This is a genomic window from Comamonas humi (assembly GCF_054782535.1).
Window position 1 is genome coordinate 245,708 of sequence record NZ_BAAGSH010000008.1, and the last position, 22,549, is coordinate 268,256.

Genomic DNA, 22,549 nt, shown 5'->3' on the forward strand with positions numbered 1-22,549 from the left:
ACAGTCTGAAATCGTTATGGAGAAAGCGCGGGCAGCTCATTTTTTGATAACGGCTATCCCACGGCCAGCGCGCCGCCCAGCCCCACCAGCACCACGCCTATGCAGCGGTTGAGCAGCACCTGGCGCTGCAGCAGCCGGGTGCGCAGGCGCGCATCCGACAGGAACAGCGCCACCAGGCCGAACCACAGCCCGTGCGCGCCCGACATGAACAGGCCGTAGCCGATCTGCCGCGCCAACCCGGTGGCCGGGCCGACGACCTGGGCATAGACGCTGACGACGAACAGCGTGGTCTTCGGGTTCAGCGCATTGGTGAGCAGGCCGGCCCGGAAGGCCCGCGCCGCGGGCAGGGCGGCGGGCGCGCCCCCGCCCGTGCTCGGGTGCGGCCGGCTTTGGAAGGTCTGCCAGCCCACATAGACCAGGTAGGCCGCGCCCGCCAGCCGGATGGCGCCGAACCAGCCCGGCGAGCTGCGCAGCAGCAGCGCTACGCCGAGCATCGAATACAGCACATGCAGCTGCACGCCGGCGGCAATGCCCGCCGCGGTGAACAGGCCGGCCCGCCGGCCATGCAGCAGGCTGTTGCGCGTGACCATCGCAAAGTCCGCACCGGGGCTGATGACGGCCAGCACCGTGATCGCCGCCACCGCAAGGATTTCAAACATGGGAAAAGCTTTCTGAAAATTCACCGATCAACCTGCCGCCCCGGCATTCAGGGCAGCGCCGGGATGCATTCTTTCGAGAAAGCGCGCCGCTGAAAATCGATTTATGCTGCTCGCCATGCGTGAAGAAAACTCACTGATGGATGGGCCCGCCAGCCGGCGCCTGCCGCCGCTCAACGCGCTGCGCGCCTTCGAGGCCGCGGCCCGCCACGGCAGCCTGGTGCACGCCGCGGCCGAGCTGCACGTGACGCACGGCGCGGTGAGCCGGCAGGTGCGGCAGCTGGAGGCGCACCTGGGCCTGGCGCTGTTCGAGCGGCGCAACCGCGCCATCTTTTTGACGCGGCAGGGCTCGGAGCTGCTGGTCGCCTGCTCGGAGGCGCTGGCCCGGCTGGCCGAGGCCGTGGCGCGGCTGCGCGCGTCCGAGGCCGACGCGCCGCTGGTGCTGTCGTGCGAGCCGACGATCGCCATGCGCTGGCTGATCCCGCGGCTGCCGGCCTTCCATGCGCGCTTTGCCGGGCGGCAGCTGCACCTGCTCGCGGCCGGCGGCCCGGTGGACTTTGCGCGCGACCGCATCGACGTGGCGCTGCGGCGCAACGACTTCGCCTGGGCCGCGGACTGCCATGTGGAGCGCGTGGGCCCCGAGCTGATGGGGCCGGTGTGCCAGCCCGCCCTGGCCGCGCAGCTGCGCCCACCCCAGCGCGGCAAGGCCGCCGATGCGCCCCGGGCCCTGCATGCGCGCACCCGGCCGCTGGCCTGGAAACAATGGCTGGCGGCGCACCCGGCCGCGCTGCGCCTGGGCCCGCCCCAGCATTTCGAGCACTTCTACCTGTGCCTGCAGGCCGCGGGCGCCGGCCTGGGCGTGGCCCTGGGCTCGGCCTACATGGTGGAGGACGACTGCCGCGATGGCCGGCTCGCGGCGCCCTTCGGCTTTGCCGGCGACGGCTCGGAGTACGTGCTGCTGTCGCCCACGCCCATCGCGGCCGATGCGCGCCGCACGGCGCTGCTGGACTGGCTGCGGGACGAGATGGCGCAGACCCGGGCGCGGATGGCGGAGCAGGGTGCCGCCGTGGCGCTTGACCGGCCCGGCGTGGCTGATTAAAAACCCAGGACCTCGATCCGAGCTGCCCCGCTGAAGGAAGACCTCTCCATGACCGCACCCTCCGCCCTCGCGCAAGACATCGCCGCCACCGTGCAGGTGCTGGCCTTCGATACCTTCGGCACCGTGGTGGACTGGCACGGCTCCATCGTGCGCGAGATGCAAGCGCAGCATCCGGCCGTGGACGCAGACGCCTTCGCCCGCGCCTGGCGCGCCGGCTACCAGCCGGCGATGGCGCGGGTGCGCAGCGGCGCCCAGGGCTGGACGGCCATCGACGCGCTGCACCGCCAGATCCTCGACGAGATCCTGCCGCGCTTCGACCTGGGCCACCTGGGCGAGGCCGAGCGGGTGCAGCTCAACCGCGTGTGGCACCGGCTGGCGCCGTGGAGCGACAGCGTGCCGGGGCTGGCGCGGCTCAAGCGCCGCTTCACCATCACCACGCTGTCGAACGGCAACATCGGTTTGCTCACCAACATGGCCAAGCGCGCCGGCCTGCCGTGGGACTGCATCCTGAGCGCCGAGGTCTTCCGCGCCTACAAGCCCGACCCGGCGACCTACCTGGGCGTGGCGCGGGTGTTCGACCTGCCGCCCGCGCAGGCGATGCTGGTGGCCGCGCACCACGACGATCTGGAGGCCGCGCGGGCCTGCGGGCTGCGCACCGCCTACATCGAGCGGCCGCTGGAGTTCGGCAGCGCGCACCCCAAGGATGTGTCGCCGCGCGCGGGCAACGAGCTGCACGCGCGGGATTTCGAGGCGCTGGCTGACCAGCTCGGGTGCTGAAGGCGGAGCTCAGACCGCCGCGGCGTTCATGATGCGCGCGATGTCCTTCGCCGTGGCGTGCAGGTCGGCGATCAGCGCTTCTTCCTGCTCTGGCGTGGGAATGTCGGTGACGGTGCTGGAGATGCCCACCGTCATCTGGCGGCCGGCCATGTCGGGGATGGACACCGCCAGCGAGAGCTGCTGGCTTTCGGCGTAGGTGCGCCGGGCCGATGCGCCGGGCGCCAGGCCCAGCGCGCCGGCCAGGGCGCTGTCGGGCGGCAGCACGCTGCCTACGCGCAGGTTCATCACGACGAGGCGGCGGCGCTCGGCCGCCGCCATCGCGCGGCCCACGATGATCACGCCCTCGGGGTGGCGCTCGCCCAGGTTGGACGTGCCCGATACCTGGTCCGCCAGGGCCTGCAGGCGCTGCTGCACGATATCGGACACGCCCAGGCTTTCCATCGCGGCAAAGCCGATCTCCAGCACCGGCGGCGCGAGCTGCCAGCGCCCCTCCAGCTTGCGCACATAACCTTCCTCTTCCAGCGTCTGCAGAAAGCGCAGCACCGTCGGGTGCGGCAGGTCGACCGCGCGCGACAGCTCGGCCAGCGTGGGGCGCCCCTGGCTGCGGAAGGCCCGCAGGATGGCTAGACAGCGTTGGATGGATCGATTATTCTGCATATGTTCACTGTATGAAATATATGTTCACTAGATGAACATATCAAGAAAAACCTGACAGGAGACCCCATGAGACTGGCTGCAATGCTGCTGGCGCTGGCTGCGCTGGCGCCCCTCGCCACCCACGCGGAGACCTGGCCCGCCCGGCCGGTGCGCTGGGTGGTGCCGTACCCGCCGGGCGGCTCGACCGACATTCTCGCCCGCCTGGTGGGGCAAAAGCTCGGCGAGCGGCTGGGGCAGCCGGTGGTGGTCGAGAACAAGCCCGGCGCCGGCGGCAACATCGGCACCGAGTACGTGGCCAAGCAGCCGGCCGATGGCTACACCATCCTGATGGGCAACATCGGCCCGATCTCGATCAATCCCACGCTCTACGGCAACCTGCCGTACCAGCCGCTGCGCGACCTGGCGCCGGTGACGCTGCTGATGGAGGTGCCCAACCTGCTGGTGGCCAACCCGGCGCTGCCGGTGCGCACCGTCGGCGAGCTGACCGCGTACGCGAAAGCCAAATCCACGCTGAGCTACGCCACGCCGGGCGCGGGCACCTCGCTGCACCTGGCGGGCGAGCTGTTTGCGCACCGCGCGCAGCTCACGCTCACCCAGGTGGCCTACAAGGGCAGCGCGCCGGGCCTGAACGACACCATGGCGGGCCATGTGCCCATCATGTTCGACAACATGCCGTCGGCGCTGCCGCTGGTCAAGGCCGGCAAGCTGCGGGCCCTGGCCATCACCAGCGCGCAGCGCTCGGCCGAGCTGCCCGACGTGCCCACCATGCAGGAGGCGGGCGTGCCCGACTACCAGATCGCCGGCTGGTTCGGCGTGCTGGTGCCGGCGGCCACGCCGGCCCCGGTGGTCGAGCGGCTGAACCGCGAGCTGCAGCAGATCCTCCGCGAGCCTCATGTCAAGCAGCGCATCGCCGAGATGGGCGGCATGGTTTCCGAATCCGGCCCGCAGGCCTTCAAGGCCTTCATCCAGTCCGAAACCCTCAAGTGGAGCGCGCTGATCCAGAGCGCCCACATCACCTTGCAGCAGTGAGCGCTGCACCCCTACCTACCAGGAGAACCCCATGGAAAAAGCCAGTTTTCTGGAAATCCGCCCCATCGCCGGCGCGCTCGGCGCCGAGATCTTCGGGCTCGACCTGTCGCAGCCCCTGTCCGACGCCGACTTCGCCCAGGTGCAGCAGGCCCTGCACGACCACCAGGTCATCTTCTTCCGCGACCAGGCGCTGACGCCCGAGCAGCACAAGGCCTTCAGCCAGCGCTTCGGCGGGCTGCTCGAGGTGCCCTTCATCCGCGCGCTGGACGGCCACCCCGAGATACTGCCGGTGATGCGGGGCAAGGAGCAGAAGACCAAGCGCAACTTCGGCGGCCTGTGGCACACGGACATGAGCTACACCGCCGAGCCCCCGCTGGGCTCGGCGCTCTACGCCCGCGTGATCCCGCCCTATGGCGGCGACACGATGTGGGCCAGCATGTACGCGGCCTACGATGGCCTCTCCGACAAGCTCAAGGAGGTGCTGCAGAGCCTGCGCGCCATCCACAGCCCGGCGCGCTCCTACGGCGCCAACGGCGCGGTGGTCAACAACGGCGACCCGGCCCACAAGATGGACGTGCGCACCGACGAACGCGCCTCGGCCGAGATCTCGCACCCGGTGGTGCGGGTGCACCCCGCCACCGGGCGCAAGGCGCTGTATGTGAACCGCACCTACACGGTGCGCTTCGAGGGCATGACCGAGGAAGAGAGCGCCCCTTTGCTCGACTATTTGTTCGAGCAGGCCGCGCGGCCCGAGTACACCTGCCGCTTCCGCTGGCAGGCGGGCTCGCTGGCGCTGTGGGACAACCGCTGCACCCAGCACCTGGCGATGAACGACTACGACGATTTCGACCGCGAGCTGCACCGCACCACCATTGCAGGCGATGCGCCTATCGCCGCCTGATCTCGTGGCTTGATTGCTATAAAAATAATAGCTTCTAGCGCTTGATACATAAGCGCTAGAAGCTATTTTTATATAAATCGCTAGGCCGGCGCGAAAGCCTGGGCGATCTCCTGCGTCACGCGCAGGAAGCGCTCCATCTCGGCCGGCGTGTGGCAGTGCAGCGGCGACACCCGCACCGCGCCCTCGAGGCCGAAGGATTCGAGCATGCGCTTTGAATAGATGCTGCTGGCCACGCGCTCGTAGACCGTGACGCCGCGCTTGCCATACTCCACCACGGCCTGCGCGCAGTCCAGGTGCTCGAAGCCCATGGCCAGGATCAGGTCGCGCTTGGCGAGGTCGGGGTGGTCGAGGAACACCTTGACGCCCGGCATGGTGCGCAGGCCCGGCACCTGCGCCGTGCCGTCCAGCAGCGTGGCGAGCAGGGCGCGCTCGTGCAGCTCGATGTGCGTGATGCCGGCCTCGAACTGTGCGCGGCGCTCCGTGGCAGCGCTGAAATGGCCGCCCAGCCAGCACACGTAGTCCACGATGTCGCTCAGCACCGCGAACTGCCACGGCGCGGCGCTGCCCAGGTCCCAGTAGCCGGCGGGCTTGCCGGCCAGCTTGTGGTGCGGCAGCGCGGCGGCGCGCTCCGACATCCACGACAGGCCCGAGCCCCGGCAGCCGAAGAACTTGTAGGGCGCGAGGTTGATGCCGTCCACCGGCGTCTTCTGCAGGTCGATCAGGCCGTGCGGCGCGTGCTGCACCGCGTCCACCAGGATGTAGAGGTCGGGCTTGATGGCGCGGGCGCGGCGCACCACGGCCTCGATGTCGAGCTTGGCGCCCGAGATGTTCGACGCGTGGATCACGTTGAGCAGGCTGGTGTTCTCGTCGACCAGCGCCACGATGGCGTCCACGTCCACGCCGCCGGTGGCCGGGTTGCTCGGCGCCACGCGCAGCTCGCGGCCCAGGCGTTCGGCATACAGGCGCATGGCGTCGAAGGCCGAGGGGTGCTCCAGCACGGTGGTGACCATGTTGGTGCCCGGCACGTGCTCGGCCACCGCGCGCACCATGTCGAACATGGCGCCCGACGCGGTGAGCGAGGCATAGATGCTCCCGCCGCGCGTGTTCAGGATGGTTCGCAGGTCTTCGCAGCCGCGGGCCTGGATGCCCTGCAGCTCGACCGCGGTGGCGTGGATGCGCTCGGTGTTGTCGGGCACGGCATCGACCTGGGCGAAGCGCTCGACCGCCGACTTCAGGCGGAACGAGCCGCCCGCGTTGTCGAAATACAGCCGCTCGCGGCCGTGGTGGTCGTGCTCGACGCCGAGAAAGCGCGCGCGCACCTCGCGCATCAGCGCCTCGGGAAAGGCCAGGCCCTGCGGGTATTGCGATGCCATGCTCAGACGCCCTTGTTGTTGGGGTTCTTGAAGATCTCGCGCACCGCGTCCGTCATCGGGAAGTGCAGGTTCGCGTTCTTCGGCGGGATGGGCGACAGGAACCACTTGGCGTAGAGCTGCTCGATGGCGCCGGACTTCATCAGGCCGGTGACGGTCTCATCCACCAGCGCCTTGAACTCGGGGTCGTTCTTGCGCAGCATGATGCCGTAGGGCTCCTGGCGCAGCGACTCCTGCGTGAGGATCTGGTAGTCGCCCGGGTTGGGCGCGCTGGCGATCATGCCGGCGAGCTGCACGTCGTCGAGCACATAGGCGTCGGCGCGGCCGGTGGACAGCAGCAGGAAGCCGTCCGAGGTGTCCTTGCCCGCGAGCTCCTTGACCTCGATGGCGCCGCTCTTGCGCGCGCCGCGCAGCAGCTGGATCGAGGTGCTGCCTGAGACCGTGGCCACGGTCTTGCCGTTCAGGTCGGCGAAGGCGTGGATGCCGGCGTTCTTCTTCACCGCGGCGGTGATGTTGGCGACGAAGTGGCTGGGCGCGAAGTCGACCTGCTGCTGGCGCTGGGTGGTGTTGGTCGTGGTGGCGCAGTCGAGGTCCACGGTGCCGTTCTGCAGCAGCGGAATGCGGTTGGTCGAGTTGAGCATGGTGTAGCGCACCTCGATCTTGGGCAGGCCCAGCTTGGCCTTCACCGCGTCGACGATCTTCAGGCAGATGTCGGTGGTGAAGCCGATCGGCGCGCTGCTGGCGTCGAGCTTGTACGAGAACGGGATCTGGCTGTCGCGCGCGCCGATCTCGATGACGCCGCTGTCCTTGATCTTGCGCAGCGTGCCGCCATCCTGCGCGGCGGCGGTGCCGCACAGCGCGGCGAGGGCGAGTCCAATGCCAAGGGGGAGGGCGAGGGGCTTGGAGAAGTGCATGGTGGGATCCTCGAAAGCTGGGGTCTGGGAGGGGAGTGCAGGCCTATCTTCGGCGGCGCGACGAATTTCTAAAAGCGATTTTTTTCGATGGAATAAGATGAGGAAAAGTGTTTTGTAGCAAGATGAGGCCATGATGACCTTCAAGCAGCTCGAAGCGCTGTACTGGATCGCGCAGCTCGGCGGCTTTGCCCCCGCGGCCAACCACCTGCACACCTCGCAGTCCGCCATCTCCAAGCGGGTGCACGAGCTGGAGCAGCTGTTCGACACCGAGCTGTTCGACCGCAGCCTGCGCACGGCGCGCCTGACCGACAAGGGCGAGGAGATGTTCGTGCTGGCGAAGAAGCTGCTGGAGCAGCGCGACGCCGCCATCGAGCAGTTCGGCAAGCCCGGCGTGGTGGAGCGCCGCGTGCGCCTGGGCGTGACCGAGCTGACGGCGATGACCTGGCTGCCGCGGCTGGTCAGCCTGATCCGCCGCCACTACCCCAAGGTGATCCTGGAGCCCGACGTGGACGACAGCCTGCAGCTGCGCGACAAGCTGCTGGCCGACGCGCTGGACCTCGCCATCGTGCCCGAGACCTTCGCCGACGCGCGCATGCCGCACCGAGTGATCGGGCAGGTGCAGAGCGCGTGGATGTGCAAGCCCGGCGTGGTGCAGGGTGGGGCGCTGCGGCTGCATGAGCTGGCGCAGCACCGCATGCTGGTGCAGGGCGGCAACTCGGGCACGGGCCGCGCCTACGACGCGTGGATGAAGGAGCAGGGCGTGCAGCCCGCCGAGGTGATCGTGGTGAGCAACTTGGTGGCGCTGACGGGCTTCACCGTGTCGGGCCTGGGTGTGAGCTACCTGCCGCGCGACTGCCTGTCGCCGCTGGTGGCCGCCGGCATGCTCGAGGTGCTGCAGGTCACGCCGCCGCTGCCCGTGGTGCGCTACGTGGCCATGCACAAGGGCGAGCGGCGCAGCGCGCTCACCTCGTCGCTGGTGATGCTGGCGCAGGAGTGCTGCGACTTCAGCCGCATGTTCCAGGCCCAGCCTGCGGCGGGCGCGGAATGAAAAACGGCCGGTGCCTGCGGAACAGGCACCGGCCGCGGTTTTCTATCTCCGGGCGGGGGCGGAAGGCTTACTGCTTCACGGCCTCGATCTGCAGCACCAGGCGCACCTGCTTGGGGAAGCCATAGCCCGTGCCGTAGTCCACGCCCCACTGGGTGCGGTCGATGGTGGCCTCGAAGTCGCCGCCGCAGACTTCGCGCTTTTGCAGCATCGGGCTGTCGTAGCAGTTGAAGCGGTTGGCCTTGAAGCTCACGGGATGGGTCTGGTCCTTGATGGTCAGCTGGCCGGTCACTTCCTTGAGCTTGTCGCCGTCGAACACGAACTTGTCGGACACGAACTTGGACGCGGGGAATTTCTCGGCGTTGAAGATGTCCGCGCTCTGCAGGTGCTTGTTGAAGGCGGGCGTGCCCGAGTTCACCGAGGTCATGTCCAGCGACACTTCCACCTTGCCGGCCTTGCCGGCCTTGTCGAACTCGACGGTGCCGCTCTTCTTGTCGAAGCGGGCGCGGTTGGTCGTGGTGCCGAAGTGCTCGATCTCGAAGGTGGCGAAGGTGTGGGTCGGGTCGATCGCATAGGTCGCCGGGGCGGCGTGGGCGGCGGTGGCGAGCAGGCCGGCGGCGGCAAAGGCAAGAGCGGTGATGCGCATGGAAATCCTCCAGGGTTGGTTTGAATCAAAAATGAGAGCTTTCAGCGCTTGCTGTACAAGCGCTGGAGGCCAAAAACACTAAAACTTGGTTCAGAGCTTGCCCACGCCGGTCAGCGCGAGCTTGAAGGTCACGTTCACCTCGTCGGCGACCATCGAGGTGTCGCCCCAGTCGCCTTCGCCGATCTTGAACTGCAGGCGCTTGAGCGGCAGCGTGCCGGTGGCCGTGGTGGTGGCGCCCGATTGCGTCAGCTGCACGGGCAGGCTCACGTTCTGCGACTGGCCCTTGATGCTGAGCTTGCCATCGACCTGGTACTTGCCGCCGCCCAGCGCCTTGACGGCGGTGGAGTCGAACGTGGCCTGCGGGAACTTGGCGACGTTGAACCATTCGGCCTTGGGCAGCTCGGCGTCGGTCTCCTTCGAGCCCAGCGTGGCGCTGCCGGTATCGATGCTGAAGCGGATGCTGCTGGCCTCGGGCTTGGCCGTGTCGAAGTTCAGCTTGGCGTCGAACTTCTTGAACTGGCCCTGCAGCGGCACGCCCATCTGCTTGGCGGTGAAGCCGACGGTGCTTTGCGCCGGCACCAGGGCCTGGGCTGCGTGGGCGGTGCCGCCCGCGAAGGCGGCGGCGATCAGGGCGGAGGAGAGAAGGGCTTTCATGCGAGGACTCCAGAGAAAACAGGGAACAGGTGCGGCGGCTCAGCGGGGCAGCATGCGCGAGATCAGGCCGTCGCGGTCGATCAGCTGGTGCTTGAAGGCCGCGGCCACATGCAGCACCACCAGCGCGGCCAGCGCATAGGCCGCATAGCCGTGCCAGGGCTTGAGGGCCTCGGCCAGCTCGGGGCTCTTGGCCACGAAGTCGGGCAGCGGCAGCACGCCGAACAGCACGATGGGAAAGCCGGCCGCCGAGCTGTAGGCCCAGCCCAGCAGCGGGATGGCGAAGAACAGCGCGTACATCAGGTGGTGCACGCCGGCGTGCGCGGCCTGCTGCCAGCCGGGCATGGCCTGCAGCATCTTGGCCGGCAGCTCCGGCGGGCGGTGCGTGACGCGCCACAGCAGCCGCGCGACGGTGAGCAGCAGGATGGTCATGCCGGCCCACTTATGCCAGTTGAAGTACTTGAGGCGTGCCGGCGACAGCGGCAGCCCCGTCATGTACAGGCCAAAGAAGAAGATGCCCACCAGGGCCAGCGCCAGCACCCAGTGGAAGGCCATGGCCGTGCGCGTGTAGCGTTGCAATGCAGCTGTCATGAAGCTTGTTCTAAGAAGGATTGGGCCGCAGTGTAGGCAAGCCAGGCTGCGGCAGGTTTCAGCCGGGTTGACGGCTCTGTTCAAAGGAATTGAATGGAGAGGGCCTGCCTGGAAAAGTTCCACGCGCTTACAGCTATTGCAACCCGGGGCCGAGCGCAGCGACGGCCCGACCTGCCTCCCCACCCTTCTGGCTGTGCCTGTGGCGGGGCGTTTGCGGGGTGGGCATGCGCGTCGGAGCGCGCATGCTTCGTCATCTGACTCGCCGGGGTTGTCCGAGCGCAGCGCCTTCGGCGCGGAGTCGAGTTCCACGGCGCACCCCGCAAACGTCACGCCACAGGTTGCCCCGCTGCCGTGCAGCGGGGTCGCAGACAGTCGGGGCGTGTTCTTTGCCTACTTTCTTACACGAGTAAGAAAGTAGGTCGCCCGCCGGGGCGAGTCCCGGCCTCTGAACTCAAAAGAGGAAAGTAGCTAACCAGCCGGCTCGACGGGTTTCATGCGTCATGCGCCAACGCCGCCTGCTTCCACGCCCGAGCCGCCGCTTCCGCATCCCCCCGCTCCTCGGCCAGCTGCGCCAGCAGCCGCCAGGCATGGGCGCGCAGTTGCTCGTCCTGCAGCGCCGGCGCCGCCTCGCCCAGCCAGTGGCTGGCCTTGCCCCAGAGCTGGTGGCGCAGGCAGGCCACGCCCGCGAGGTACTGCAGGCTCACATCGTTCGGGCGCTTGTGCTGGGCGGCCTCGATGCGGGCCAGCCATTCGGCGTCGGGCGTGTGGAAGCTCTCCGCCAGCGCCTGCAGCAGGCGCCGCAGCTGCAGCGCCGGCAGGTTGCCGCTGCCGGTGTAGCGCTCCCACGCGGGTAGCAGCCATTCGCGCGCGGTGGTGGCCGAGCCCTGGAGCGCCAGCAGGCGCCGCGCCGCGTGGATGCCCACTTCCGGCATCTGACGCTCGCCGGCATCGAGCTGGCGCCAGGCCTGCTGCAGTTGCTCGGGATCGTGCGCGTCGTCGATCAGCGCGGTGGCCATGCTGCGCACGATGCTCTGCGCGGCCGAGGCCGAGAAGGCGCGGTGCTTGGCCAGCAGGCGCGCGGTGTCGAGCGCCGCCTTGGTGCTCTTCATCGCCTGGGCGGCCTTGAGCTTGAGGCGCAGCGCCAGCGTGCGCCGCGCCGCACCCTGGGGGAGCTGGCCGAGGTGGTCCAGCGCGGCGGCGGCGTCGCGGTCATCCAGCGCCCATTGCGCGGCCACCAGCTGGGCGCCTTCGCGCAGCTCGGGCTGGCCTTTGGCCTGCTGGGCTTCCTGCAGGGCCAACTGCCAGTGCTCGTCGCGCTGGGCCTGGTCCTGCAGCGCCTGCGAGCTGTGGGCGGCCAGCACATGGGCCAGCACGCGCAATTCCAGCCCGTGGGGAATGTCGTCGCCGGCTTCGCGCAGGGCCTTTTCCTGCGCCAGCGCCGACAGCGCGGCCTTGCGGGCGCGCACGAAGCGGCCGGCCTGCAGCTGCGTCATGCCCTGCAGCGCGGCGGCGTGCATGGCGCGCTCCTTCTGCAGCATGCGCCAGCGCCGCGCCTGGCGCGGCAGCTCGAACATGGCCGAGAGCCCGCGCAGCCCGCCATACACCAGCGCAAAGCCGAGCAGCAGCAGCAGCGCCACCAGGTTCAGCGACAGATCGATGCGGTAGGGCGGCCAGTACAGCGTGACCGTGCCCTGGTTGCTGCCGGCAAACAGGGCGGCGGCCACCGCGATGGCGAAGAGGGCTATCAACCACAGGGCTGCGCGCATGCTGTCGGGCCCCTTATCTGCCGGCGGCGGCGGTGGTCAGCGCCGCCAGGGTGTCGTCGGCGCGGGGCGGGTCCACGTCGCGCATGGCGAGCTGCACCTGCTGCAGCAGCGAGGCCACGTTCTGCGTGCGGCGCGAGGTGGCGTCGAAGTAGCGGTTGACCAGCTGGGTCGCGGCCGAGAGGTCGTTGCGCGAGGCCTGGGTCTGCCGCGCCAGCAGGCCCAGGCGCGCATTCAGCAGCGTGAGCTTGAGGTTCTCGCGCAGGAAGAAGGCCTGGTCGGGCGAGACCAGCGCGGCGTCGGGGTAGTCGATGCGGCGCACGCGCACCAGCCGGCGGGCCTCGTCGCGCGTGGCTTCCCAGGTGGTGGCCAGCGCGGACTGCCACCACGGCCGGGAGGCCTCGGCTTCGCTGCTCTCGCCGTCCTTGGCGGGCGCGGCGGTGCGCCGGGCGTTGACGCGGCGGGTGGCGCTGGCCTGGGCCACGTCGTTTTGCAGCGGCAGCTCGTCGGCCTGGCGGATCAGGTCGTCCAGCCGCGCCAGGATGCCGGAGGTGTCCAGCGTCTTGGTGGTGGCGATGCGGTCCAGGTCGCGGGCGATGGCGTGCGACAGCGGCGCCAGGCTGGGCTGGGAGGCGCGGCTGATGCGCAGCTGCGCGGCCTTGAGGCTGCTGACCAGCGGATCGGCGCTGCCGGTGAGCTGGGCCTGCTGCAGCGCAAAGCGCACGGCGCTCTCGGTCTCGACGACGAGGTTGTCGTCGCGGCTGCGCGACAGGCTCTGCAGCAGGGCATCGAGCTGGCCGCGCTGCAGCGCGACCTCGCCCACGCGGGCTTCCATCACCGACATGCGCGAGGACATGTCGCGCGCCACGTCTTCGGCCTGGCGCGCGATGGTGCGCGCCTCGACGGCCTGGCCGTGCGAATCGGCGCTCTGGCGCGCCAGTTGCTGCTGGATGTTGTTCAGGCGCTGCCACAGCAGCGCGCTGCTGACGATGGCCACCGTGGTGGCCACGCCGAGCACCAGCGAGGTCCACAACCAGGGGGATCGGTTGGCGGTCGCCGCGGCATCCGTGGCGGGGACGGATTCGGTAGGGGGAGGTGGTGGAGCAGTGTGGGATTGCTCGGGCGGCGTCATGCCATGGATTCTAGCGACGCCAGGACGTCCGCCAGCGCTGGCCGGCATGGCTGTACAGAGTGGAATCCCGCATCCAGGGCCGCCTGCACAATGCGCGGATGGGTGGCGAGCGCCTGGGCGCGGGCCAGTTGCGCGGCATCGAATCTGTGGCGTAAATGCATCACTGCCTCGGAGCTGCTGAAAATCCAGCAGCAGTCCGGTGCCAGGGCCGAAGCCGCCTGCGCGTGCAGCGCCTCGGTCCAGGTGGGGCCGGCGCGCTCGTAGGCGACGACGAAATCCACCGTGGCGCCGGCCTGGCGCAACTGGTCGGCCAGCCACTCGCGGCCCCGGCCCTGGGCGCTGCCGGCCGATTCGGCATCGGTGCCGCGCACGATCAGCACGCGGCTGCCGGGCACCACCTGCGGGCGCACGCGTTGCCACAGGGTTTCGGACTCGAACTGCGCGGCGCCGGCATCGGGCATGTCGATCAGGGCCGGCGGCACGCCGAGGCGCTGCAGCGTGGCGGCCGTGCCGGGGCCGGGTGCCCATACTCTGGTTTTGATAGCTGCTGGCGCTTGTGCAGCAAGCGCTGGATGCCAATTTTGATCAAAGAAATGCGCCGCGGCATTGCCGCTGACCACCATGATGGCGCTGTACTGCTGCCATCGGGCCTGCGCCTGCCGCAGCGCGGGCGACGGCGCGGCGCGGATGCCGATCAGCGGCAGCGCCTCGGCACCCAGGCCGTGCGCGCGCAGGTCGCCGACCCAGCGGTCGGCTTCGGGCTGGGGGCGGGTGACGAGGATGCGGCGGGGAGGGGTCATGGTTCGTATTTAAAGCAGCCTGCCCGTATTGGCAAGGCCGAGCGCAGCGATGGCCCGGCCGGTCTCCACCCCTTCTGGCTGCGCCTGGGGCGTGGCGTTTGCGGGGTGGCATGCGCGTCGGAGCGCGCATGCTTCGTGAACTGACTCGCCGGGGATGTCCGAGCGGAGCGCCTTGGCGCGGAGTCGAGTTCCACGGCGCACCCCGCAAACGTCACGACACAGGTTGCCCCAACGCCTTGGCGTTGGGGTCGCAGACAGTTGGGGCGCCTTTTCTTTGCTTACTTTCTTTTGGCGAAGCAAAAGAAAGTAAGTGCGCCGCCGGGCGCATATCCCGGCCTCTGTCCATCAAGCAAGCGCAGCTTGGAAAAAGAAGCACCTCCAAGCCAACGCTAGTTACCCCGCACCTGTGCCCCCCGGCCCTGCAGCAACTGCGCCACCCGCTGCCCCAGCAGGTCCGCGCTTTCCAGATCGGTGACCACCGCTGCCAGCTCGGCGCGGATCAGCGGCGCCTGTGGCGCGTTCTCGTCGCCCCAGGCAGCCTGCAGGTGCAGCTCGCCGCCCTGCCAGACGCCGTGCGCGGCCAGCGGCATCGAGCAGCTGCCGCCCATGCAGCGGCTGATGGCGCGCTCGGCCGTTACCGTCTGCCAGGTGCGGGCGTGGGCCAGCGGGGCCAGGATCTGCACCAAGTCGGGGCGGTCGGCGCGGATCTCGATGCCCAACGCGCCCTGGCCGGCGGCGGGCAGCATGGTGTCGGCGGGGAAGACGTGGCGGATGCGGTCCTGCAGCCCCAAGCGTTTCAGGCCCGCGGCCGCCAGCACGATGCCGTCGTACTGGCCTTCGTCGAGCTTGCGCAGCCGGGTGTTGACGTTGCCGCGTAGCGGCTCGATCTTCAGGTCGGGGCGCAGCGCCTGCAGCAGCACCTGGCGGCGCAGGCTGGAGGTGCCCACCACCGCGCCCGGGGGCAGGTCGGCCAGCGAGGCGTAGCGCGGCGACACCCAGGCGTCATGCGGGTCCTCGCGCTCCATCACGCAGGCCAGCGCAAAGCCTTCGGGTAGTTCCATCGGCACGTCCTTGAGCGAATGCACGGCCAGGTCGGCCCGGCCGTCCTCCAGCGCGGCCTCCAGCTCCTTCACGAACAGGCCCTTGCCGCCCACCTTGGACAGCGTGCGGTCCAGGATCTGGTCGCCGCGCGTCGTCATGCCCAGGATGCTGACCGCATGGCCGCGCGCCTGCAGCAGCGCCTGGACGTGTTCGGCCTGCCACATGGCAAGACTGCTTTCGCGCGTGGCGATGACGATGGGGCGTGCGGACATGGAATGGGATACCGATAGTGATATGAAGAATAGATAACTGGCCACATGAAAAGGCCGGCGCCGATGCTAGCATGTGCGGCTTGCCACCGTGCCCATGCCTGCTGCAGCGCCGTGGGGCACGCGCCCGGCATCGCATTCACCATCCAGCGGAGTTTTGTTGATGAAGACAGCCCAGCGCAAGCCTGCCAGCAACCGAGCCAAGGCGGCGGATTCGAGCGAGCCCCCGGTGGCTCCCGCCACGCCGCGCAAGGGGAGCAAAGAGGACAAGGACCAGCCCCTGATCGACGATATCCGCCTGCTGGGCCGCATCCTGGGCGACGTGATCCGCGAGCAGGAGGGCCAGGCTGCGTTCGACCTGATTGAGCAGGTGCGCACGCTGTCGGTGGCCTTCCGCCGCAACGACGACCAGGACGCCGACAAGTCGCTCAAGAAGCTGCTCAAGGGCCTGTCGGGCGACCAGACGGTGAGCGTGATCCGCGCCTTCACCTATTTCTCGCACCTCGCCAACCTCGCCGAGGACCGCCACCACATCCGCCGCCGCGAAGTGCACGACCGTGCCGGCAACACGCAGGAGGGCAGCATCGAGGTGGCGCTGGCCCGGCTGCGCTGGGCGGGCATCCCGACCAAGACCGTGGTCGACACGCTGACCCATGCCTGGCTGTCGCCGGTGCTCACCGCCCACCCCACCGAGGTGCAGCGCAAGAGCATCCTCGACGCCGAGCGCAACATCGCCCAGCTGCTGACCGTGCGCGACGACCTGCTGCAGCGCGCGCAGCTCTTCAAGGCGGCCCGCGACACGCTCACGCCCCGGCAACTGGCCGACAACGAGGCCCACCTGCGCGCCCATGTCACCCAGCTGTGGCAGACGCGGCTGCTGCGCTTCTCCAAGCTGAAGGTGGAGGACGAGATCGACAACGCGCTGTCGTACTACGAGGCCACCTTCCTCACCGAGATTCCCAAGCTCTACGCGGCGCTGGAGCGCGACCTGGGCGAGCGCGACCTGGCCAGCTTCCTGCGCATGGGCCAGTGGATCGGCGGCGACCGCGACGGCAACCCCAACGTCACCGCCGCCAGCCTGCAGACCGCGATGCGCAGCCAGGCCGACCTGGTGCTGCGCTACTACCTCAAGCAGGTGCACTACCTGGGCGGCGAGCTGTCCATGTCGCAGCGGCTGGCGGGCGTGACGCCCGAGCTGCAGGCGCTGGCCGCGCGCTCGCCCGACACCAGCGAGCACCGCGAGGACGAGCCCTACCGCCGCGCGCTGGTGGGCATCTACGCCCGGCTGGCCGCCACCCTCAAGCAACTGACCGGTGGCGACGCGGCGCGCCACGCGGTGGCGCCGCAGAACCCCTACGGCGGCGCCGGCGAGCTGCTGGCCGACCTGCGGGTGATCGAGGATTCGCTGCGCGACAACCACGGCAAGGTGCTGCTGGACCAGCGCCTGTCGGCGCTGATCCGTGCGGTGCAGGTGTTCGGCTTCCACCTGGCGACCATCGATCTGCGCCAGAACTCCGATGCGCACGAGGCCGTGGTGGCCGAGCTGCTGGCCACGGCCGGCGTCGAGGCCGACTACAGCGCGCAGACCGAGGAGGCCAAGCGCGCGCTGCTGCTGCGCCAGCTGTGCGATGCCCGGCCGCTGCGCGTGCCCGGCGTGGCCTACAGCGCGCTGGCGCAGAGCGAGATCGCGATCTTCGAGGAGGCGCGCCGCGTGGTGCAGACCTACGGCCGCGACGCGATCCGCCACTACATCATCAGCCACACCGAGGCGGTGAGCGACCTGCTCGAGGTGCTGCTGCTGCAAAAGGAAGTGGGCCTGCTGGGCGGCCACATCGACGACGGCAAGTCCACCGCCGCGCTCATCGTCAGCCCGCTGTTCGAGACCATCGAGGACTTGGCGCAGTCCGCGGCCATCATGCGCGACTACTACGGCCTGCCGCACATCGCGGCGCTGGTGGCGCGCAGCGGCGGCGAGCAGGACATCATGCTCGGCTACAGCGACAGCAACAAGGACGGCGGCATCTTCACCAGCAACTGGGAGCTGTACCAGGCCGAGATCGCGCTGGTGGAGCTGTTCGACAAGCTCAGCATCAAGCAGCCCGTGCGCCTGCGCCTGTTCCACGGCCGCGGCGGCACGGTGGGCCGTGGCGGCGGCCCGAGCTACCAGGCCATCCTGGCGCAGCCGCCGGGCACGGTGCGCGGCCAGATCCGCCTGACCGAGCAGGGCGAGGTCATCGCCTCCAAGTACGCCAACCCCGAGATCGGCCGCCGCAACCTCGAGACCCTGGTGGCCGCCACGCTCGAGGCCACGCTGCTGCAGCCCACCAAGCCGGCCACGCCGGCCTTCCTGGCGGCGGCGGCCACGCTGTCGCAGGCCAGCATGGCCGCGTACCGCGAGTTGGTGTACGAGACCAAGGGCTTCGAGGAGTACTTCTTCAGCTCCACGCCGATCCGCGAGATTGCCGAGCTGAACATCGGCTCGCGCCCGGCCTCGCGCAAGGCCAACCAGCGCATCGAGGACCTGCGCGCCATCCCCTGGGGCTTCAGCTGGGGCCAGTGCCGGCTCACGCTGCCGGGCTGGTACGGCTTCGGCACGGCGGTGCAGGCCTTCGTGCAGGCCGAGGGCAAGACGCCCGGCACGCAGTGGGCGCTGCTGCAGCGCATGTACCGCCAGTGGCCGTTCTTCCGCACGCTGCTGTCCAACATGGACATGGTGCTGGCCAAGAGCGACCTGGCCCTGGCCTCGCGCTACAGCGAGCTGGTGGCCGACACCCGGCTGCGCAAGCGGGTGTTCCAGTCCATCGAGGAAGAGTGGCAGCGCACCGCCGATGCGCTGTCCCAGATCACCGGCGAGGCCCAGCGCCTGGCGCACAACCCGGCGCTGGAGCGCTCGATGCGCCACCGCTTCCCCTACATCGACCCGCTGCACCACCTGCAGGTCGAGCTGATCCGTCGCTGGCGCAGCGGCCAGGCCGATGAGCGGGTGAAGACCGGCATCCACATCACCATCAACGGCATCGCCGCCGCGCTGCGCAACACCGGCTGATCCGGCCGCTGCCTCGCCACAGAACGCCTCGCCCCCGCGAGGCGTTTTTATTTGGTGCGTTGCACCATCGTTGGACATCCCGCGCCATCCCGGTGCCGGCCGCGTGCCGGCGCAGTGCGCGGCCAGGGCTGGCGAAAGCCCAGCCGATGATGGTATTTGATTGATTAATTTGAAAAAAATGAATTGGCACATGTTTTGCTTTTGACGGCTTGCCATGGTGAATGGCCCTTTCGGGCCCGCCGCAACCACAGAGGCAGACATGACCGGCAAAGCCACCCGTATCGACCTGTTCAGCCTGCGCACGCCGCAGATGCGCGCCTTCCACCTCACGTGGCTGGCGTTCTTCGTTTGTTTCTACGCCTGGTTCGCCTGCGCGCCGCTGATGCCGGTGCTCAAGGGCGAGTTCCATCTCACGCCGGCGCAGATCGCCAACATCAACATCGCCGCGGTGGCGGTGACCATCCTGGTGCGGCTCATCGTCGGCCCGCTGTGCGACCGCTACGGTCCGCGCAAGACCTACACCGGCCTGCTGGTGCTGGGCGCCATTCCCGTGCTGGGCGTGGCGCTGGCGCAGAGCTACGAGGCCTTTTTGTTCTTCCGCCTGGCGATCGGCGCCATCGGCGCGAGCTTCGTCATCACGCAGTACCACACCTCGGTGATGTTCGCGCCCAACGTGGTCGGCACCGCCAACGCCACCACGGCGGGCTGGGGCAATGCGGGCGGCGGCGTCGCGCAGGGCACCATGCCGCTGCTGCTGACGGCCATCGTGATGGTGGGCGTGAGCCAGAGCATGGGCTGGCGCATCGCCATGGTGGTGCCGGGCCTGGCCATGCTGGTCGTGGCCTTCCTCTACTGGCGCTATACGCAGGACTGTCCCGAGGGCAACTACGCCGAGCTGCGCGCGGCCGGTAAATCGGTGGACAGCGGCAAGAAGGGCGGCTGGGCCAGCTTTGCCACCGCGGCGCGCAACCACCGCGTGTGGCTGCTGTTCATCACCTACGGCGCCTGCTTCGGCGTGGAGATCTTCATCCACAACGTGGCCGCCATCTACTACGTAGACCGCTTCGGCCTGTCGCTGGCCTCGGCCGGCATGGCGGCGGCGAGCTTCGGGCTGCTGGCGCTGTTCGCCCGGGCGCTGGGCGGCATCGTGTCGGACCGCATGGCGCGCCGCCGCGGGCTCGATGGCCGCACCCTGCTGCTGTGCGTGCTGATGCTGGGCGAGGGCCTGGGCCTGCTGGCCTTTGCCCATGCCGACGGCGTGCTGCTGGCTGTGGCGGCGATGCTGGTGTTCGGGCTGTTCACCCACATGGCCTGCGGTGCGACCTATGCGCTCGTGCCCTTCATCGACCGCAACGCGCTGGGCGGCGTGGCCGGGATCATCGGCGCCGGCGGCAACGTGGGCGCGGTGGCCGCGGGTTTTCTGATGAAGGGGCTGGGCGACACGCAGCACACGCTGTCGGTGCTGGGCGTGCTGGTGGCGCTGTCGGCGGTGTGCGCCATCGCGGTGCGCTTCTCGGCCGAGCACAAGGCGCGCGAACAGGCGCTGTACGACAACACGCTGGCGGCTGCAACCGCTGGCGCCTGAGGAGCGGACCATGGGTATGAAGATCGTTGTAGTGGGCCACGGCATGGTGGGCCACAAGTTTCTCGAAAGCCTGGCCGAGACCGGCCTGCAGGGTGCCGAAGTGACGGTGCTGTGCGAGGAGCCGCGCCCGGCCTACGACCGCGTGCACCTGTCCGAGTTCTTCAGCGGCCGTAGCGCCGAAGACCTGTCGCTGGTGGAGCCGGGCTTCTTCGAGCGCACCGGCTTCACGCTGCGGCTGGCGGCGCGTGCGGTGGCCGTCGAGCGCCGCGAAAACACCGTGACCACGGCCGACGGCGAGGTGCTGCCCTACGACAAGCTGGTGCTGGCCACCGGCTCCAGCCCCTTCGTGCCTGGCGTGGCGGGGCGCGACCGGCCGCACTGCTTCGTCTACCGCACCATCGAGGACCTGGAGGCCATGCAGGCCTCGGGCCGCAAGTCCAGGACCGGCGTGGTCGTGGGCGGCGGCCTGCTGGGGCTGGAATGCGCCAAGGCGCTGCGCGACCTGGGGCTCGAGACGCATGTGGTCGAGTTCTCGCCGCGGCTGATGGCCGTGCAGGTGGACGAGGGCGGCGGCCGCATGCTGCGCCACAAGATCGAGGCGCTGGGCGTGCAGGTGCACACCGGCTGCAACACGGTGGAGATCACCGACGGCGCCATGGCGCGCCACCGCATGGTGTTTGCTGATGGCTCGCGGCTGGAGACCGACATGATCGTCTTCTCCGCCGGCATCCGCCCGCGCGACGAGCTAGCGCGCCAGTGCGTGCTGGCCATAGGCCCGCGCGGCGGCGTGGTGGTGGACGACTTCTGCCGCACCAGCGACCACGATGTCTACGCCATCGGCGAGTGCGCGTCGTGGAAGGAGCAGGTCTTCGGCCTGGTCGCGCCCGGCTACGACATGGCCCGCGTGGCGGCCCGCCACATCGCCGGCGAGGCCGGCGCCGGCTTTACCGGCGCCGACATGAGCACCAAGCTCAAGCTGATGGGCGTGGACGTGGCCAGCATCGGCGACGCCCAGGGCAAGACGGCCGGCAGCCGCAACTACCAGTACGTGGACGAGCGCAAGCAGGTCTACAAGAAGATCGTCGTCAGCGAGGACGGCAAGCAGTTGCTGGGCGCGGTGCTGGTGGGCAATGCCGACGAGTACGGCACGCTGCTGCAGACGGCGCTGAACGGCATCGCGCTGCCGGCGGACCCGGAGTTCCTGATCCTGCCTTCGAGCGACGGCAAAGCCAGGCCCGGCCTGGGCGTGGATGCTCTGCCCGACAGTGCGCAGATCTGCTCGTGCAACAGCGTGAGCAAGGGCCAGATCTGCGCGGCCGTGGGCGAGGGCGCCTGCAGCATCGCCGACCTCAAGGCCTGCACCAAGGCGGGCGCCACCTGCGGCGGCTGCGTGCCGCTGGTCACGCAGGTGATGAAGGCCGAGATGACCCGGCGCGGCATGGCCGTCAGCAACCATTTGTGCGAGCACTTCCCGTACTCGCGCCAGGAGCTGTACCACCTGGTGCGCGTGGGCGGCATCAAGAGCTTTGCCGACCTGCTGCACAAGCACGGCAAGGGCCTGGGCTGCGACATCTGCAAGCCGGTGGCGGCGAGCGTGCTGGCCTCGTGCTGGAACGAGTTCGTGCTGAAGGCGCCGCTGGCCAGCCTGCAGGACAGCAACGACTACTACCTCGGCAACATCCAGAAGGACGGCAGTTACTCGGTGGTGCCGCGCATGCCGGGCGGCGAGGTCACGCCCGAGGGCCTGATCGCCGTCGGCCAGGTGGCCAAGAAGTACGGCCTCTACACCAAGATCACCGGCGGCCAGCGCGTGGACCTGTTCGGCGCGCGCGTGGAGCAGCTGCCGCTGATCTGGGAAGAGCTGATCGCCGCCGGCTTCGAGTCGGGCCACGCCTACGGCAAGTCGCTGCGCACGGTCAAGAGCTGCGTGGGATCGACCTGGTGCCGATACGGCGTGGGCGACTCGGTGGGCTTCGCCATCGCGCTGGAGAACCGCTACAAGGGCCTGCGCTCGCCGCACAAGCTCAAGTTCGGCGTCTCGGGCTGCACGCGCGAATGCGCCGAGGCCCAGGGCAAGGACGTGGGCATCATCGCCACCGAGAAGGGCTGGAACCTCTACGTCTGCGGCAACGGCGGCATGAAGCCGCGCCATGCCGAACTGCTGGCCGCCGACCTGGACCAGGCCACGCTGGTGAAGTACGTGGACCGCTTTCTGATGTTCTACGTGCGCACGGCCGACCGCCTGCAGCGCACCAGCACCTGGCGCGACAACCTGGAGGGAGGCCTGGCCTACCTGCAGGACGTGGTGGTGAACGACCGCCTCGGCATCGCCGCCGAGCTGGAGGCCGAGATGCAGCATGTGGTCGACACCTACCAGGACGAATGGAAGACCGCGGTGACCAACCCCGAGGTGCGCCAGCGCTTTCGCAGCTTCGTCAACAGCGAGCGGCCCGACGAGCACATCGTCTTCGTCGCCGAGCGCGGCCAGATCCGCCCGGCGCTGCCGCAGGAGCGCTCTTCGCCAGAGCGCAGTACAACCGAAGTTTTGGATGAAATTGGCGTCTAGCCCTTATGCAG

The 22,549-nt window shown here is 69.2% G+C and carries 19 protein-coding genes; 8 read left to right on the plus strand and 11 right to left on the minus strand.

All coding sequences use genetic code 11. The annotated features are described in order from the left end of the window. Nucleotides 1-53: 53 nt before the first annotated feature. Nucleotides 54-659, minus strand: a complete 606-nt coding sequence (locus tag ACYVKR_RS11065; protein WP_460480948.1) for a LysE family translocator — start codon at nucleotides 657-659, stop codon at nucleotides 54-56. Between the two features lie 136 nt (nucleotides 660-795). Here ACYVKR_RS11065 and ACYVKR_RS11070 point away from each other — a divergent pair, with 136 nt between their 5' ends. Together ACYVKR_RS11070 and ACYVKR_RS11075 are read left to right on the plus strand one after the other, a co-directional pair. Then, nucleotides 796-1,755: a LysR substrate-binding domain-containing protein gene (locus ACYVKR_RS11070; RefSeq protein WP_460480949.1), complete on the plus strand. Its 960-nt coding sequence runs from the start codon at nucleotides 796-798 to the stop codon at nucleotides 1,753-1,755. A gap of 48 nt (nucleotides 1,756-1,803) precedes the next feature. Next, complete coding sequence (locus ACYVKR_RS11075; RefSeq protein ID WP_460480950.1) at nucleotides 1,804-2,532, plus strand: HAD family hydrolase; 729 nt, start codon at nucleotides 1,804-1,806, stop codon at nucleotides 2,530-2,532. 9 nt (nucleotides 2,533-2,541) lie between these two features. Here the strand turns inward: ACYVKR_RS11075 and ACYVKR_RS11080 are convergent, their stop codons facing one another. Continuing rightward, entirely contained in the window at nucleotides 2,542-3,189 is a 648-nt protein-coding gene (locus ACYVKR_RS11080; RefSeq protein ID WP_460480951.1) for an IclR family transcriptional regulator, read from the minus strand. Between the two features lie 66 nt (nucleotides 3,190-3,255). Between ACYVKR_RS11080 and ACYVKR_RS11085 the strand changes: the two genes are divergently transcribed. After that, nucleotides 3,256-4,218: a Bug family tripartite tricarboxylate transporter substrate binding protein gene (locus tag ACYVKR_RS11085; RefSeq protein ID WP_460480952.1), complete on the plus strand. Its 963-nt coding sequence runs from the start codon at nucleotides 3,256-3,258 to the stop codon at nucleotides 4,216-4,218. Between the two features lie 31 nt (nucleotides 4,219-4,249). After that, complete coding sequence (locus tag ACYVKR_RS11090; protein WP_460480953.1) at nucleotides 4,250-5,119, plus strand: TauD/TfdA dioxygenase family protein; 870 nt, start codon at nucleotides 4,250-4,252, stop codon at nucleotides 5,117-5,119. 80 nt (nucleotides 5,120-5,199) lie between these two features. Here ACYVKR_RS11090 and ACYVKR_RS11095 read toward each other — a convergent pair whose 3' ends face one another. Together ACYVKR_RS11095 and ACYVKR_RS11100 are read right to left on the minus strand one after the other, a co-directional pair. Continuing rightward, nucleotides 5,200-6,492, minus strand: coding sequence for an aminotransferase class V-fold PLP-dependent enzyme (locus tag ACYVKR_RS11095; RefSeq protein ID WP_460480954.1), 1,293 nt, complete (start codon nucleotides 6,490-6,492; stop codon nucleotides 5,200-5,202). A gap of 2 nt (nucleotides 6,493-6,494) precedes the next feature. Continuing rightward, complete coding sequence (locus tag ACYVKR_RS11100; protein WP_460480955.1) at nucleotides 6,495-7,403, minus strand: transporter substrate-binding domain-containing protein; 909 nt, start codon at nucleotides 7,401-7,403, stop codon at nucleotides 6,495-6,497. A gap of 133 nt (nucleotides 7,404-7,536) precedes the next feature. Here ACYVKR_RS11100 and ACYVKR_RS11105 point away from each other — a divergent pair, with 133 nt between their 5' ends. Further along, nucleotides 7,537-8,451, plus strand: a complete 915-nt coding sequence (locus ACYVKR_RS11105) for a LysR family transcriptional regulator (RefSeq protein ID WP_460480999.1) — start codon at nucleotides 7,537-7,539, stop codon at nucleotides 8,449-8,451. A 67-nt stretch (nucleotides 8,452-8,518) separates the two neighbouring features. Here the strand turns inward: ACYVKR_RS11105 and ACYVKR_RS11110 are convergent, their stop codons facing one another. The 7 genes from ACYVKR_RS11110 to hemC form a co-directional block, all read right to left on the minus strand. Then, nucleotides 8,519-9,094 (minus strand): YceI family protein, encoded by a 576-nt coding sequence (locus tag ACYVKR_RS11110; RefSeq protein WP_460480957.1) that lies wholly within the window; start codon nucleotides 9,092-9,094, stop codon nucleotides 8,519-8,521. Nucleotides 9,095-9,184: 90 nt separating this feature from the next. After that, on the minus strand, nucleotides 9,185-9,748 hold the full coding sequence (locus tag ACYVKR_RS11115) for a YceI family protein (protein WP_460480958.1): 564 nt from the start codon (nucleotides 9,746-9,748) through the stop codon (nucleotides 9,185-9,187). Between the two features lie 39 nt (nucleotides 9,749-9,787). Further along, nucleotides 9,788-10,336 carry a cytochrome b gene (locus ACYVKR_RS11120; RefSeq protein WP_460480960.1) on the minus strand — a complete coding sequence of 183 codons (549 nt, stop codon included), beginning with the start codon at nucleotides 10,334-10,336 and terminating at the stop codon, nucleotides 9,788-9,790. A 491-nt stretch (nucleotides 10,337-10,827) separates the two neighbouring features. Continuing rightward, nucleotides 10,828-12,102, minus strand: a complete 1,275-nt coding sequence (locus ACYVKR_RS11125) for a heme biosynthesis protein HemY (RefSeq protein ID WP_460480962.1) — start codon at nucleotides 12,100-12,102, stop codon at nucleotides 10,828-10,830. Nucleotides 12,103-12,115: 13 nt separating this feature from the next. Next, nucleotides 12,116-13,231 (minus strand): uroporphyrinogen-III C-methyltransferase, encoded by a 1,116-nt coding sequence (locus ACYVKR_RS11130; RefSeq protein WP_460480964.1) that lies wholly within the window; start codon nucleotides 13,229-13,231, stop codon nucleotides 12,116-12,118. Beyond that, nucleotides 13,228-14,031, minus strand: a complete 804-nt coding sequence (locus tag ACYVKR_RS11135) for a uroporphyrinogen-III synthase (protein ID WP_460480966.1) — start codon at nucleotides 14,029-14,031, stop codon at nucleotides 13,228-13,230. The genes ACYVKR_RS11130 and ACYVKR_RS11135 overlap by 4 nt, the downstream gene beginning before the upstream one ends. Before the next feature lie 389 nt (nucleotides 14,032-14,420). Further along, a complete protein-coding gene (hemC, locus tag ACYVKR_RS11140) occupies nucleotides 14,421-15,344 on the minus strand; it encodes a hydroxymethylbilane synthase (protein WP_460480968.1) in 924 nt (307 codons plus the stop codon). A gap of 160 nt (nucleotides 15,345-15,504) precedes the next feature. On the opposite strand from hemC, the gene ppc reads away from it, so the two are divergent. The 3 genes from ppc (at nucleotide 15,505) to nirB (ending at nucleotide 22,538) form a co-directional block, all read left to right on the plus strand. Further along, nucleotides 15,505-18,387, plus strand: coding sequence for a phosphoenolpyruvate carboxylase (gene ppc / locus ACYVKR_RS11145; protein ID WP_460480970.1), 2,883 nt, complete (start codon nucleotides 15,505-15,507; stop codon nucleotides 18,385-18,387). A gap of 259 nt (nucleotides 18,388-18,646) precedes the next feature. Continuing rightward, a complete protein-coding gene (locus ACYVKR_RS11150) occupies nucleotides 18,647-19,972 on the plus strand; it encodes an MFS transporter (protein WP_460480971.1) in 1,326 nt (441 codons plus the stop codon). A gap of 16 nt (nucleotides 19,973-19,988) precedes the next feature. Next, the gene (gene nirB / locus ACYVKR_RS11155; RefSeq protein WP_460480972.1) at nucleotides 19,989-22,538 is read left to right on the plus strand and encodes a nitrite reductase large subunit NirB; all 2,550 of its coding nucleotides are present in this window, start codon (nucleotides 19,989-19,991) and stop codon (nucleotides 22,536-22,538) included. Nucleotides 22,539-22,549: the final 11 nt, after the last annotated feature.